Source organism: Candidatus Pantoea bituminis (assembly GCF_018842675.1).
Taxonomy (GTDB): Bacteria; Pseudomonadota; Gammaproteobacteria; order Enterobacterales; family Enterobacteriaceae; genus Pantoea; species Pantoea phytostimulans.
Window position 1 is genome coordinate 1,779,301 of sequence record NZ_JAGTWO010000004.1, and the last position, 14,100, is coordinate 1,793,400.

Consider the following 14,100-nt stretch of genomic DNA (forward strand, 5'->3'; position numbering starts at 1 on the left):
GGGTTTGCTTTAAATCAAAAAAGCTGGAAATTAAATTAACCATATGGCCCTAAGGTGTATAAGATTCTCCGTCCAAATATCCTAGAGAATCAAAATGAAGAAGTATTTACTGGTTTTGATGGCGGCGGCTGTACTCGCTGGGTGCGCCTCGAATGACATTGAAGATATGCCCCGAGACGCAAGAATTAAGTTCGCCAACATGGAGGGCTACTCTAATAATCCATACCCGCAAGCGAAAATGCTGGGCGAGGTCATGGGTATGAGTTGTGCTCGTAGAGGTGGATCGTCAATGATGGTTACTGAAATTGGCGGGAATATCTTTGCAACCAGCTCTGGCCCTGACGTCGCTAACGGCGCAGAAGCCCTTCAGGATATGAGATATAAAGCTGCGGTCATGGGCGGTGACGCTGTCGTAAACGCCGTTTGCAAATCAGGTAGCGTAGATTGGGGCCATAATTGCTGGTCCACAGTTAAATGTGTCGGTGATGTTGTAAGTAAATAAGGGGAAACCCTCATAATCAAATTTTAAAGGCTCACTTCGGTGGGCCTTTTTCGTTTTAGCGCCCTCCCAAAACTAAATCGGATGACCCTCATTGCTGTGATGGGGAGGAGCGCTCTTTTCTTCTGACTACAAACAGCACCGACCGTTATCACGGAGGTGTATATGAGTATCGATATGAGCAAACTGGCATCAGCCGGGACAATTGCCAATGGTCTGTTGACCAGGCTTAGCCCCCGACGAATGGAGTGCTGTTGGCGTTCTGGCCGGTATTCTGTCGCGCTACTGACGCTCGGTATCAACTGGTATTACAAACGTAAAGCAACACTCGCGCAGATTCAGGCGCTTCAACGCTGGCCCACCGCGCCGGAACTCACCGAGGATTAACCTATGGCTATGTCAAACGGCCTGCGCAACAAACTGATTGCAGCAGCGGGTGGCGGCTCTATGTTGATCGCTACTGTATTCCTTGGCGGTAAGGATGGCGTAGAAGGGCGTGTGTATGAGCCTTACAAAGATGTGGCTGACGTATGGACTGTCTGTGACGGTCATACCGGTAACGACATCATCAAAGGTAAAAAGTACACCGACCGCGAATGAGATCGCCTGATGTGGAATGACCTGCAACCCGTAAAGAAAGCTGTAGACGGAATGGTCAAGGTGCTGCTCGGCGAATATCAGCGCGCCGCGCTCTACAGCTTCACATATAACGTCGGAACGGGTGCCTTCTCAAAATCAACCCTCCTGAAGCGCCTGAATACCGGTGATGTTGACGGTGCCTGCGCGAAGAGTTGCGCCGCTGGATTTACGCCGGAGGGCAGAAGTGGCGCGGACTGATGAACCGCCGCGATATGGAATGCACCATGTGCCTGGCGGAGAGTGTTGATGATCTGGCTGGTAAATAACTGGCGTGCGCTGTTGTGGTTCCTGCTTTGCCTTTGCATTGCGGCGTTTGCTTCGGTAGCTAACTACTACCACAGCAAATACGAATCAGCATCCCACCTGGCGGAAACGCGACAGGAAACAATCAACGATATGCAGCGCCGCCAGCAAAGTGTTGCTGCTCTCGATGCCAAATACACGAAGGAGCTAGCTGATGCTAAAGCCACTATCGATCAGCTGCATGATGATGTTGCTACTGGCAAGCGTCGGTTGCAGCTCAACGCTACCTGCCCGAAGCAACCCACCGCCTCCTCCGGCATGGATGATGCAGTCAGTGCCCGACTTACTGACGCCGCTCAACGGGATTATTTCACCCTCAGAGAGCGAATCGAAACAGCCGGAAAGCAAATAGCCGGTTTGCAGCAATACGTCAGAGAGGAGTTCATAAAGTTGTGAACCATGCTAGCTGCATAAGGCCTAATGTGCTCAAAGTAAAACTTTATTGCTGGAAAAACTTCACTGATCATCAGATAAATCTTAACCTATGAACTCTTCTATTTTGGAGTTCTATGATGAAAATTACTGGATTAAACAAAGATAAAACATCAACTAACGAGTCTATGGGTGAGAGATGGTTCACTCTTGATGAAACAGGGTCTCCGCTATGGGGATCGTTCTACGATCAAGCATATCAATCTCTATTTGACATGATGAAGCGTAAGTCAGAATGGCATCCTGGACATATTGTTGTGCGATGTTCCCTTGATGAAATGCAGCATCAAATCAACGTTATCAACAAATTGTGTAAAATGGCTGATGAACTTTTAACTCAACATCATGAAAAAATGGAAAAAGATAGGCAAGAAGCATTAAGTCGATCTGAAAAAGAAAGATATAAGGCAGATGATGTTTTTAACAACTTAAAGTTCTGATAAAAAGGTTTAAATACTTGTAGGCTTCAGGCCTGCGCTAATGGAACACGGTTAGCCACGCTGCGAAGCGTTGCGAAATCGAACCATAAATTTCGCTTCACTAAGAATATTCTTAGAGCTAATGTATGACCTCCATTTATGAAAAGGAGGTTGTGATGTTGGACGGTAATTTTGGTGTAAGTAGTAGCTCAGAAAACACGAATGAACGCAGAAAGAGGCTTCTTGCCGTGCAGGCTGCAGTTGAGATTGCTAAAGCGTCTGTTAGCGCATCGTCAGAGCACCCACGAAGCGATAGGGTTGAAGATAGCCTGAAGGGTGCGGCAGACAAGATAGAATATTTAGCAGATGCCATTCAAAGGGCTCTGGATAAATGACACAACCGCCTACGGGCGGTTTTTTATAGAAGCCAATATGACCGACACATGCCGCCATACTGGGGAGCATTACTTCCTGAATTTTTGAATAGCGGTAAAAGCGCCGCTAATTGCACCGATGGCTAGCAATGCAGCGCCGAAAGCACCTTTCTTAGAATTTTTAGATTCTTTCATCTGGGACTTGAGTCCAGATTCATTCATTCGCTCTATAGCTTGGATGGCTTCGGAAGCTTTGGATTCGTGTGCTATTCCAATACTAGCAATAGCCTCAGCATTCTTAACGGTCATGCCAGCAGTGTATTCGACCGTGCTTTTGTGAATATCTGCAATTGTCGATTGAGTGGACTTAACAATCGTCGATTTAGCCTTCTCAGATAGAGGGCTGACAGATTCAAATTCTCGCATTAGAGAACCAACCGAGCCCAGATCTGGAAGCTTTCGACCAGATTCATGAATTTGTCGTGGAAGCTATCTCAGGATATCAATTTTATCGTTCATTGGATTGCCCATTAAATGTCATTTTTAACTTTAACGGCAGGGCTCTAACGAACTTGAGAAAATAATTTACCTAAAATTTGCAGGAAGAATTTATGGCGACCAAACCTAAAACTGGCCGCCCTTCTGATTATCTACCAGAGGTGACTGCTGACATCTGCGCATTTCAGTTCAGTGCTCTCTTGAACAGCTTGGGTTAAAATCACCCTAAACATGAGGGTGTTCAATGAATTTAAAGCCAAGTTTCGAAGAGTATACGGAAGCAAAATTCACCCAACTTGTGAGTGAAATCTGTAGCGCTGAGGGCGGCGAAGATTATCAGGATAAACTTCTGGAAAATTTCATTTTAGTAAGTGAGCATCCTGAAGGTTCTGACCTGATTTATTACAGCGAAGATGAGGACGCAACACCTGTGAAGATTGTCGCCGCTGTTAAATCATGGCGCAAAGCTAATGGTAAGAGTGGCTTTAAGTCATAAATCATAAAGCCTCCTTACGGGGCTTTTTTGTGGGCATCACAAGACGCATTTGCGAGTGCGCCTGATGATGGTTTACTCAATCTAGATCGTAGTTTTCGTTATGTGTCCAGAGTGGTATAAGTTTTAAAAAACCTGCATGGAAGCCATGATGAAAAAATCACTATACCTGATAGCCGCCTTATTGTTAGTTGGCTGCCAATCTAATAACGGCAGACATCTAAATAGGCCATTCAAATTTCCAACAGCGTCAGAAATACAAAGTCAGTGTGAATCTCAGATACCAGCACAAGCTGCAAGCCGAGACACCAATTTATGGCTTTGCCAAGTGGTAACAGCAATCCAATACCGATTTTTCGATGCTGATAAGTATCAAGGAAAGACCTGTGATTTAGTAATCATGCAGCCGTTGGGGAAACCGCCGGTAAGCATTACATCTAAAGGTGGAGACCCAGACCTGTGTGTGGCAGCAATTGAGGCTACAAATCAGGCTATAGAATCAAATACCTTTCCTATGCGACCAGCATATCTGAAAGATGAGATACCCATGCGTTTTGCGCCTTGATGCAAGAATATACCGCCTCCGGGCGGTTTTTTATTGCCACCAGAAATCTCATCAATCGGTGGGCAATGGTTACGAGCGGTAAAAGCATTGCAACGCCCATTCATGGATCGTTATGTGTAATGGCTCATGAAATGCAGAATCAGTATTTTTGATAAAAGCAAGCATAGATTCAATGCTGTTGTCCGTCTCAATGAAAGCAATTGATGCAGGTCTATCATCATCCTCATCTTTGTATTCAAGCATGACCATTACTTTGTCTTTGTAAGTAACATCTGAAAGAGTTAATTCATATGATCCGCTCAAGTCACACCAAATTTTATAGTTGCCCTGAACCTCAATACAAAGAGGATAAAAATAAAGCGAATCATCTTTATTTAAGCACCAATCCAACTCTTGGCTCTTACTCATAATTAATCTTATTTCTTTTTCTAAGAGAGTTTAAATGGCTCTCACCGACAAACAAGGTTGACCGGGCGCTACCGGTAAAAATAGGTGACAAGGTCGCGTATAACTTTTTGGGTGAAGCGGCGATCGGGAGATTCATGTATCAGGCCATCATCACAGAAGAGGGTGAGGCGATAGAAGGAGAGTCACTGGAAGATGTCACGATTGTGGGCAAGGTGACATATGAGGTGCTTTGCATGCATGAGGACCGTAGGCCGGTATAGTTTGACAATACACGGGTTGTCTAAGAACATTCACTGGTAACAAAAAGTCGCTTATCGACGGGGTGAATTTTTGTTTAGTACACACAGTAGTACATAATTATTTTATTTACGAAATTTACTCACCCTAAGTTATTGATAGGTAAAGAAAATCGATATCAAGCAACTTATTTATCTCTGCAATCTAGAGCGCGAACGTCATTTTGGGCGCGCCGCCGAAGCCAGTTTCGTTACTCAACCGACCTTATCGATGCGGCTCAAAAATCTTGAGCGTGAACTAGGATTGTCGTTGATTAACCGCAGCAACAACTTTGCTGGTTTTACGCCTGAAGGCGATCGCGTTTTAGCCTGGGCGCGAGAAATTGTCTCAGTTTATCAAGGCTTGAAGCTGGAAGTTGAATCCCTTAAGCACGGCGTTAACGGTACCTTGCGTGTGGGCGTAGTGCCGCAATGCAGCGTCGCGCTACCGCAACTCCTCAAGGCCGTTAAAGCGCGCTACCCGCAGCTGGATTACCGTATCGCGGTGCTCAGCGCCGATCAGCTGTTGGAGGCATTAAACAGCCATACCGTTGATGTCGGCATTGGTTTTTTTGAAATGGCAACGCTGCGGGAGCTGCATTTCCAAACCGCCATGCTCGCTGATCGTGGTGTTGAGGCCGTTTTTCATCCCGAACATTTTCCTGATCTGCTGCAGCATGAAACGCTCACTTTGCAAACCCTGGCGCAACAGCCGCTCTGTCTGGCCGAGCCGACGCGTTACTTCCGTCGCTATCTGGATATGGCGTTCCGAGAAGCTACATTTACTCCGCGCGTGATTGTTGAAAGCGCATCGATTATGCAGTTGTTGCAGTGTACGCAAGTGGGTTTGGGTGTATTGGTCTCGCCGATAGGGCATTTACTGCCGGAATCGCTGCACGGTTTAGCCCAGCGTCCAATTAATGTAACAAAAATGCCGCGAGAGGCGGCATTAGTGATTGCGGAGCCAGGGCGCGCAACGCCGCTGGCTCAGCATTTCTTTGATGAAGCGCGTGGATATGTTACGGCTTAACGCGCCTCGCCCAGTGCGAAGTAGAGCCGACTGTTCCAGTTACTCAGCGCAACCGCCTGAATTAAATTAAACAACGCGGGTTGCTCCCATTCACGACTGAGTAATGGCTGCAATTGTGCTGCACTAAAGCGTTCTGGCGTGCGGGTGAGCTGCGCCGCCAGCGTAACGATCTGCTGCTGTTCTTCACTTAGCTCAGCCTCATCCACTGATGCAATCAACGCGTCATCTGGGAAATTGTGTTGAAACGCCCAGCGGCTACCGAGAATACGTGCACTGGCGGCTTGCGCCAAACGGGTTGATGGATTGGGTTCTAGTCGCTGATTCAACGTTGCCCAGCCATACAGCGCCGCCGGATCGTGCGCTAACACCCACACCGCATCGGTAAGTTCTGTAATGGGCTGACAGAAAGTGATGGCTGCCAGCTGCTCGGCACTGGCGTAGCGCAATTCAAGAGGCTTAAGTGTGGGCTGCCAGGACGGCGGCTGGCCAAAGCCTCTGCTATCTGCGTCAGGCGGTGGCGTGATACCCGGCAACCAACGTACCGGCAAGCCCTGCAGCGCATGTATTCCCGCTACCACTCGCGCCTGATAACAGACAAAACCGATCAGCTGATTCAACGTAACAATATCAGGCTCGGTTAATCCCACCGCATCCAGCGCGGTAATAGACGCTGCGTTAATAACCTCAGGCTGCATGGCTAACTGGCGTGCATATTGTGTGATCTGAGTTAGCCGATTATTACTTTCACGTGATGAATCAGGCCCCGGCAACGGATTCAGGCGAGCTGAATAGTGATTGCACAAACGCTGTACGCCCGTTACCTGCGCCACGGTCAGCGCGGTGCTGAGTCGATCATACAAGGTCAGCGTGTGCGTCAACGTCGGCGCTGAGCTGTCAGGAAAAAGTAGCTGGCTAAGATCGCGTGCTGCCAACAGTGAAGGCTGATTATCAAGCAGCAGCGACTGCAGCGCAGATGTCTCTTGCTGCAAACCGAGCAGGAAGCGATCGTCAATGTGGGCAGCTTCGGGAACCAGCGGTGCCGCTTGTGAGTTACGCGGGCTGGTCTGGCTCTCGTAAAACCAGTGGTTATGGCCAGGGTAGCGGCGATGTTCCATGGTTAATCCTTTTGCAAATTCAGGTTCGTCGCAGCTGAGCAATAATCTGAAAACAGCGCGGCGACGAAGGGCTGACTTATCGTCGCCGAAGGGCAAGCCAGGGCAAAAGATTGTTCGGTGATAATTAATAGCGATTGAATATAACGACGACTAGCCCGACATCATTCAAACTGCAGATAGGTTGGGCGGGCTTCTTCGCCCCAGTCTTATCAAAGTAAGTTCCCGGAGCTGATAAGCTTGCTGCCTTTCTGCAACGCGGATGATTGGGGGTATAAATGATGCAAAAGAAAAGGGCGAGTCAGACTCGCCCTTAAAACTGATTTCACGATTTATTGCAGAACTTACTTCAGTTCCAGCTCGTTCATGGCAGCAATGCTGAAGCCGCCGTCAACGTGAACGATTTCGCCGGTGATGCCGCCAGCCAGGTCAGAGCACAGGAAAGCTGCTGAGTTGCCGACATCTTCAATGGTTACGGTACGACGAATCGGGGTTACCGCTTCGCAGTGTGCCAGCATTTTACGGAAGTCTTTGATACCTGAAGCTGCCAGGGTACGAATTGGACCCGCAGAAACGGCATTCACACGTACGCCTTCTGGACCCATCGCGTTCGCCATGTAGCGCACGTTGGCTTCCAGAGAAGCTTTCGCCAGACCCATCACGTTGTAGTTCGGGATAGCGCGCTCAGCACCCAGGTAAGAAAGCGTCAGCAGCGCTGAGCTAGGGTTCAGCATCTCGCGGCACTCTTTCGCCATCGCAACGAAGCTATACGCGCTGATGTCGTGAGCAATGCTGAAACCTTCACGGGTTACGGCATTCACATAATCACCCACCAACTGGTCGCCTGGGGCAAAACCAATGGAGTGAACGAAACCGTCAAATTTCGGCCAGGTTTTTGCCAGTTCAGTGAACAGTGATTTGATGCTCTCGTCTTCTGCAACGTCGCACGGCAGAACGATGTCGGAACCCAAATCTTTAGCAAACTCTTCCACACGACTTTTCAATTTGTCGTTTTGGTAGGTGAAAGCCAGTTCTGCGCCCTGTTTGTGCATCGCCTGTGCAATACCGTAGGCGATGGAAAGTTTACTGGCAACGCCAGTAATCAGAATGCGCTTACCGGAAAGAAAACCCATAGCTGTAATCCTTATGGTCATTGTTGTTGGCGGTCGCATTGATTAAAAAGTAGGCGACCGACGTTAATCGACGTGCGGATTCTAGCACGTCTCTTTGTGATCGGGTAAATCGACCCGTTATTTCCGCGACAGGCAGCAAAAATCAGTGCTCGCGGCGCCAGGCTTCGGCGGTCAGTGCTTCACCGAAATGGCTGGCAATGAGTCGCTTGGTCAGGTCATGCAGGGGAGACGCCAGCACATCGGCGGTGCCACCACGCTCAACCACTTCACCTTGATGCATAACCAGAACCTGATCGCTGATGTGTTTCATCATACCGAGATGCTGGGTGACATAAATATAGGCGATACCGTGTTTGTCCTGCAGTTCCAGCATCAGATTCACCAGCTGCGAACGCATTGTCATATCCAGTGAAGCCAGCGCTTCATCCGCAACAATTACTTTGGGTTGAAGAATTAACGCTCGAGCCAGACCCAGACGCTGCTTTTGCCCTGGTGCCAGCATGTGTGGGTAATAACCGGCATGGTCACGCAGCAAACCCACCTGACGTAACGTGGCAATAATGCGCTTTTCTCGCGCTTCAGCATCAAGTTCGGTATTAAGCCGCAAGGGAAATCAAGGATTTGGCTAACACGCTGGCGCGGGTTAAGCGAATTCGAGGGTCTTGAAAGATCATGCGAATGCGCTGGCTGCGATAGCCATAATCGCCATATTCCAGGGCGTGATCGTCAATCAGGATTTCGCCTTCGCTCGGCGGGATCATGCCGCTCAGCATCTTCGCTAAGGTCGATTTTCCCGAGCCGTTTTCACCGATAATCGCCAGCGTCTGTTTTTCACGCAGCGTGAAACTCACCGATTTAACCGCCTCAACGTGTTGACGGCGAAACAACCCGGTGCGATAGCGAAATGTTTTGCTGAGGTTGCGCACTTCCAGCAGCGTTTCCATGCTATTGGCCCTCCATGTTCAACGGGAAGTGACAGGCATAAAGATGCGATTTAGTGCCGGTCAGGCGCGGTGTTTCTACACATTTGCGTTGCGCGTAAGGACAACGTGGTCCCAGACGGCAGCCAATCGGTAAGCTTTCTAACGATGGGATCGCACCGGAGAGCGTATTCAGACGACTTTTATGCGGCAGTGAACGGCCGAAATCAGGCATCGCGCGGATCAACGCTTGCGTGTAAGGATGGTGCGGTACAGACATTAAATCTTCACTTTGCGCCGTTTCCACGGTTTGCCCACAATACATGACGTTAATACGATTGGCCCAATGGCTCATGGTGCGCAAATCATGACTGATCAGCAAAATGGTGGTGTTGTTATTTTGATTCAGGCGGCTCAGCAGACGGAAAATTTGCGCCTGTGTAGTCGGCTCCATCGCATTCGTGGGTTCATCGGCAATCAGCAGGCGTGGCTGGTTCGCCAGCGCGATCGCAATCATCACTTTTTGGCATTCGCCATCGGTCAGCTCATAGGGGAAGCTGCGCATAATGTCTTTGTGATCTTTAATGCCGACGCGATGCAATAATTCAATAGCACGCGTTTTGCGCCAGAACCAAAAGCGCCGATACCAACGTCCTTTATAGGTCCAGCGCGGAATCGCCTGCATCAACTGGCGACCAACACTTTCCGATGGATCAAGACAGGCTTGCGGTTCCTGAAATATCATTGAAACGTTGTGACCAATAATGCGACGACGTTCGCGCGGCGACAGGCGCAGCAAATCGATATCGTCAAATACCATGCGGTCTGCTGTCACGCGCCAGTTGTCCTTGGTTACGCCGCAAATGGCTTTGGCAACCAAACTTTTGCCCGAGCCCGATTCGCCAACCAGGCCGCGAATTTCCCCTTCGGTCAACGTCAAATTAATACGATCAACGGCTTTTACCGGGCCGTCAGCAGTCATAAATTCAATCGTCAAATTACGAATATCAAGTAACGGCATTATTCCACTCCCGCTTCGACAGCACGACGCATGCCATCACCGAGCAGGTTAATAATCAGTATGCTGACCATCAGCGCCGCGCCGGGTAACATCACCGTCCAGGGTGCCACATAAATCAGCTCCAGCGAATCACCCAGCATGGCGCCCCATTCAGGCGAAGGCAGCTGCGCGCCCAGATCGAGAAATCCCAATGCTGCAATATCCAGTATCGCCATAGATAACGCGCGCGTGATCTCGCTGATCAACATGGGCAACACGTTCGGCAAGATCGCATAGCGCAAAATATTGCGGCTGGTGGCACCATCAAGCCGCGCTGCCACCACATATTCTTTCTCCAGTTCATCGTGTACCGCGCTGTAAATGGCGCGCACCAGTCGTGGCATCAGCGCCAGCCACACGGCGAGCATGGCGTGTTCCAGGCGCGGCCCAAGAAACGCGACCACGATAATCGCCAACAGCAGCGAAGGAATCGACAGCAAGGTATCCAACACATGATTCATCACGGCCGATCGCACGCCATGCGTCATTCCCGCTAATACACCCAGCACCAGCGCCCAGAAGGCGGCAAACAGCGTAACGAGAATGGCGGAGCCCACTGTAGGGGCAACACCGCTCAGCAAGCGACTTAATACATCACGACCTAAGTCATCAGTGCCCAAGAAAAAGAGACATCGCCGTAACGTGACCATGAAGGCGGCAAGAGTTGATAACCGAGAAACTGCTGATCGATGCCGTAAGGCGCCAGCAAGCCGCCAAACAAACACAGCAGCAGCACGGCACCAAAGCCGTACAAGCCAATCATGGCGGGTGTATCGCTATAAAAGTGGTGCCAGCTCTGACGAAATGCGCTGGGCAGTCGCTTCTCAGCGTAGATATTATCTGAGGGCATACCACTCCTTATGTTTTAACGGATTCATCGCCGCACCCACTACATCAGAGATCACATTAATCAAAATGACTAAGCCACCAATTACCATGACACCTGCGGAGATGGCTGCGTAATCTTGCTGGCGAATGGCGTTGATTAGCCAGCGGCCCAAGCCTGGCCAGTTGAATACCATTTCGGTGATCATCGCCAGCGTGAGCATGGTGGAAAACTGCAGACCAAGACGCGGAATCACCGGCGGCAAAGCGTTATGCAGGACGTGGCGACGAATCACGGTTAAGCGCGATAAACCGCGGGTAGCGGCCGCTTTGACATAGTTCTTGTCCATCACTTCACTGGTGCTGGTACGCAGCAGACGAATCACTTCGGTGGTGGGCACAATCGCCAGCACTGTAACGGGCAAAATCATGTGATGCAGCACGCTGATCAACATCTCATGGCGCCACGGCGATGGGCTTATCCAGGCATCAATCAGGGCAAAGCCGCTGACGTTTTGCACCGGATAGAGCAGATCGTAACGGCCCGAAACCGGCAGCCAGCCCAGCGTTAACGAGAAAAACAGCGTTAACAGCAGCGCCAGCCAGAACACGGGCATGGAAAAGCCGAGCAGCGCCAGCGCACTGATGATTTTGTCTTGCCAGCGGTTACGCATCACACCCGCGCAGATACCCAGCGGAATACCCAGCAGCAACGCCAAGATAAACGCCAGAATGCACAGCTCCATCGTCGCGGGGAAGACTTCACGCAGCTGTAATCCGATCTCTTGGCCGTTGGTACTGGAAAGACCAAAGTCGAGTTGCAACATGCCTTTGAACCAAAACCACCAGGCATCCATCAGCGATGCGCCTTCCAGCGGCGCATTCGGCGTAAAATAGCTCAAACTAAAGCTCACCAGTGACAGAAGAAACAGCGTGATCACCAGCAGCAGCAGGCGACGCAGAATATAGATAATCACTTAAGGCTCCTCTCGCTCATCACGATAGACACCGGCAAACGAGGCGTTGCCAAACGGGCTCAACACCAATCCTTTAATATCGTGGCGATACGCCTGCAAACGCAGCGACGACGCCAGCGGCAGCACTGGTAGCTCCTGCGCCAGCATCTGCTGAACACGATCGTAGTTATCAATTCTTCCCGCCAGCTGTTGCGTCAACAGCGCGTCTTGCAACGTTTCATCGAAGGCTGGCAAACACCAGTGCGCGTAATTAGTTTGCGAACGAATGGCGGCACAGCTTAATAGTGGGCGGAAAAAACTGTCAGGATCGTTGCTGTCGGTAGCCCATCCCGCCAGGGTTAAGTCATTATTCATTGACATAAGCTGGGCTTCCTGGAACCTTCCCTCAACCGGCACGATAGTGACGCTAACGCCAACTTGCGCTAAATCCGCCTGTAACAGCTCAGCAGTTTTTAACGGGCTGGGATTCCAGGATTGTGATGACGACGGCACCACTAAACGCAGATGCAAATCTGTAACACCCAGCGCTTCCAATGCTGCGCGTGATTTTTGGGGTTATATTCCGTCACGCGCGCATTGTTGTCATAAGCCCAGGATGCGCGCGGCAAAATCGACGCGGCGGTTTCGGCTGTGCCGTAATAAATCGACTCCATCAGACGTTCATTGTTAATCGCCAATGCCAGCGCATGACGCACTTCAGGGCGATCTAACGGCGCTTTACGCGTATTAAACGCCAAATAGGCAATGTTCATACCGGGACGCAATGTCATGCGCAGACGTGGATCGTCGCGTAAAATACTGAGCTGGCTGGCGGCGGGGTAGGCGAGTACGTCGCATTCGCCGGTCAGCAGCTTAGATAAGCGTCCTGTGCCGCCAGCACCGAGATCGATCACCGCCTGTTGCAGACGCGGCACGCCTCTCCAGTACTTCGGGTTGCGTGCCAGACGAATATATTGACCTGTACGGTACTCGCTGAGCTGGAACGGCCCGGTGCCAACTGGCTGGCGATCCAGTTCTTCCTGACGACCTACAGCGCTGAGCTGATCGGCATACTCTTTCGATAAGACAGGCGCATAGTGCGTAGCCATATGCCAAAGAAACGAAGCATCCGGACTATTGAGCCGCATCTCAACGGTGTTGTTATCGATTTTTTCACGCTTTGCACTGAATCGGCAAATTGCAGGCTGTCGAAATAGGGATAACTGCCGCCGTTAACGTTATGCCAGGGATGTTTGCGATCAAACATGCGAGCAAAACTGAACACCACATCATCAGCATTAAGTGTCCGAGTGGGTTTGAACCAGTTGGTCTGCTGGAAATGCACGCCCGAGCGCAAGTGAAAACGGTAGGTCGCACCGTTATCTCGCACTTCCCAGCTTGCGGCCAGATCAGGTTTCAGCCGATACGTGTAAGGGTCGACGTCCAGAAGACGGTCATAGAGCTGGGCAGCCAGCGTATCAACCGCTAAGCCGCTGCTGGCCATTTGTGGATTAAACGTGCTCAGCGTGCCGTTAACGCAATAAACAAAGCCGCTCTGGCGAATGTCGCCCGCAGGTGCAGACCACGCAGGCGCACTCAATACACTGAGGCTGAGCAACAGCGAAAAGATTAGTTTGGACATAGAACTCAACGATTTTGAGGCATTACGCTGAGTGTATAGCAAAGCAGCCTTTGTCCAAAATCTGTGGCGCTGGCAGGTCGATTATTATTCGCTGTGGCGCAAAAAGTAATCACAGTCTTAGTGTGGAAATGAGAAAAATTCTCAATTAGAGCTTTACAGATGATAATAGGAATGATTATTATTCATCTGCGCTTCGACGGTGGCTCTACCGAAGAAGAGCACGACATTGCTCACATTGCTTCCAGTATTTAGCCCGCCTTGTGCGGGCCTTTTTCTTTTTTCGTCATATTTTGCACTGATGCGGCGTTGGCTACACTCATTTGCCCTGGTCACTTACCTGATTTTTCGTCATATTTTGCATTGATGCGGCGTTGGCTGCACTCGTTTGCCCTAGTCACTTACCTGAGTAAGCTCCCAGGGACGCTCTCGCTTGCCGCCTTGCCTCAGCACAAACTATTTAAAAAAACGGTGCGCACTCATACATGATTGAAACTCGCTTGCCGCCTTGCCTCGGCGC

14 protein-coding genes and 4 pseudogenes are annotated in these 14,100 nt (G+C 50.2%); 9 read left to right on the forward strand and 9 right to left on the reverse strand.

Annotated elements, in window-relative coordinates; all coding sequences use genetic code 11:
• Nucleotides 1–94: 94 nt before the first annotated feature.
• From KQP84_RS12110 to KQP84_RS12135, 6 genes and pseudogenes are all read left to right on the forward strand, one after another.
• Nucleotides 95–502 (forward strand): lipoprotein, encoded by a 408-nt coding sequence (locus KQP84_RS12110; protein WP_215846725.1) that lies wholly within the window; start codon nucleotides 95–97, stop codon nucleotides 500–502.
• A 162-nt stretch (nucleotides 503–664) separates the two neighbouring features.
• Nucleotides 665–886 (forward strand): phage holin family protein, encoded by a 222-nt coding sequence (locus KQP84_RS12115; protein WP_215846726.1) that lies wholly within the window; start codon nucleotides 665–667, stop codon nucleotides 884–886.
• 3 nt (nucleotides 887–889) lie between these two features.
• Nucleotides 890–1,404, forward strand: a pseudogene (locus KQP84_RS12120) (lysozyme).
• Nucleotides 1,385–1,837 carry a lysis protein gene (locus KQP84_RS12125; RefSeq protein WP_215846727.1) on the forward strand — a complete coding sequence of 151 codons (453 nt, stop codon included), beginning with the start codon at nucleotides 1,385–1,387 and terminating at the stop codon, nucleotides 1,835–1,837. The pseudogene KQP84_RS12120 and the gene KQP84_RS12125 overlap by 20 nt, the downstream one beginning before the upstream one ends.
• Before the next feature lie 113 nt (nucleotides 1,838–1,950).
• Nucleotides 1,951–2,313: a hypothetical protein gene (locus KQP84_RS12130; RefSeq protein WP_215846728.1), complete on the forward strand. Its 363-nt coding sequence runs from the start codon at nucleotides 1,951–1,953 to the stop codon at nucleotides 2,311–2,313.
• A gap of 155 nt (nucleotides 2,314–2,468) precedes the next feature.
• Nucleotides 2,469–2,687, forward strand: a complete 219-nt coding sequence (locus KQP84_RS12135; RefSeq protein WP_215846729.1) for a hypothetical protein — start codon at nucleotides 2,469–2,471, stop codon at nucleotides 2,685–2,687.
• A 69-nt stretch (nucleotides 2,688–2,756) separates the two neighbouring features.
• Here KQP84_RS12135 and KQP84_RS12140 read toward each other — a convergent pair whose 3' ends face one another.
• Complete coding sequence (locus tag KQP84_RS12140; RefSeq protein ID WP_215846730.1) at nucleotides 2,757–3,092, reverse strand: hypothetical protein; 336 nt, start codon at nucleotides 3,090–3,092, stop codon at nucleotides 2,757–2,759.
• Nucleotides 3,093–3,408: 316 nt separating this feature from the next.
• On the opposite strand from KQP84_RS12140, the gene KQP84_RS12145 reads away from it, so the two are divergent.
• Both KQP84_RS12145 and KQP84_RS12150 read left to right on the forward strand, forming a co-directional pair.
• Nucleotides 3,409–3,660, forward strand: coding sequence for a bacteriocin immunity protein (locus tag KQP84_RS12145; protein WP_215846731.1), 252 nt, complete (start codon nucleotides 3,409–3,411; stop codon nucleotides 3,658–3,660).
• Nucleotides 3,661–3,805: 145 nt separating this feature from the next.
• Nucleotides 3,806–4,222 (forward strand): cell envelope integrity TolA C-terminal domain-containing protein, encoded by a 417-nt coding sequence (locus KQP84_RS12150; RefSeq protein WP_252515267.1) that lies wholly within the window; start codon nucleotides 3,806–3,808, stop codon nucleotides 4,220–4,222.
• A gap of 69 nt (nucleotides 4,223–4,291) precedes the next feature.
• On the opposite strand, the gene KQP84_RS12155 is transcribed toward KQP84_RS12150, so the two are convergent.
• The gene (locus KQP84_RS12155) at nucleotides 4,292–4,630 is read right to left on the reverse strand and encodes a hypothetical protein (RefSeq protein ID WP_215846732.1); all 339 of its coding nucleotides are present in this window, start codon (nucleotides 4,628–4,630) and stop codon (nucleotides 4,292–4,294) included.
• 408 nt (nucleotides 4,631–5,038) lie between these two features.
• Between KQP84_RS12155 and KQP84_RS12160 the strand changes: the two genes are divergently transcribed.
• Nucleotides 5,039–5,935 carry a LysR family transcriptional regulator gene (locus KQP84_RS12160; protein ID WP_215848275.1) on the forward strand — a complete coding sequence of 299 codons (897 nt, stop codon included), beginning with the start codon at nucleotides 5,039–5,041 and terminating at the stop codon, nucleotides 5,933–5,935.
• Here KQP84_RS12160 and KQP84_RS12165 read toward each other — a convergent pair.
• The 7 genes and pseudogenes from KQP84_RS12165 to sapA all read right to left on the reverse strand — a co-directional run bounded on the left by KQP84_RS12165 (nucleotide 5,932) and on the right by sapA (nucleotide 13,583).
• Complete coding sequence (locus KQP84_RS12165; RefSeq protein ID WP_215846733.1) at nucleotides 5,932–7,050, reverse strand: CMD domain-containing protein; 1,119 nt, start codon at nucleotides 7,048–7,050, stop codon at nucleotides 5,932–5,934. The genes KQP84_RS12160 and KQP84_RS12165 overlap by 4 nt on opposite strands.
• 341 nt (nucleotides 7,051–7,391) lie before the next feature.
• Entirely contained in the window at nucleotides 7,392–8,180 is a 789-nt protein-coding gene (gene fabI, locus KQP84_RS12170) for an enoyl-ACP reductase FabI (protein ID WP_215846734.1), read from the reverse strand.
• 142 nt (nucleotides 8,181–8,322) lie between these two features.
• A pseudogene (gene sapF / locus KQP84_RS12175) lies at nucleotides 8,323–9,124 on the reverse strand (putrescine export ABC transporter ATP-binding protein SapF).
• A 1-nt stretch (nucleotide 9,125) separates the two neighbouring features.
• Nucleotides 9,126–10,121 carry a putrescine export ABC transporter ATP-binding protein SapD gene (gene sapD, locus KQP84_RS12180; protein WP_215846735.1) on the reverse strand — a complete coding sequence of 332 codons (996 nt, stop codon included), beginning with the start codon at nucleotides 10,119–10,121 and terminating at the stop codon, nucleotides 9,126–9,128.
• Nucleotides 10,121–11,010: pseudogene (gene sapC / locus KQP84_RS12185) on the reverse strand (putrescine export ABC transporter permease SapC). The gene sapD and the pseudogene sapC overlap by 1 nt, the downstream one beginning before the upstream one ends.
• Nucleotides 10,997–11,962, reverse strand: coding sequence for a putrescine export ABC transporter permease SapB (gene sapB / locus KQP84_RS12190; RefSeq protein ID WP_215846736.1), 966 nt, complete (start codon nucleotides 11,960–11,962; stop codon nucleotides 10,997–10,999). The pseudogene sapC and the gene sapB overlap by 14 nt, the downstream one beginning before the upstream one ends.
• A pseudogene (gene sapA / locus KQP84_RS12195) lies at nucleotides 11,963–13,583 on the reverse strand (ABC transporter substrate-binding protein SapA).
• Between the last annotated feature and the right edge of the window lie 517 nt (nucleotides 13,584–14,100).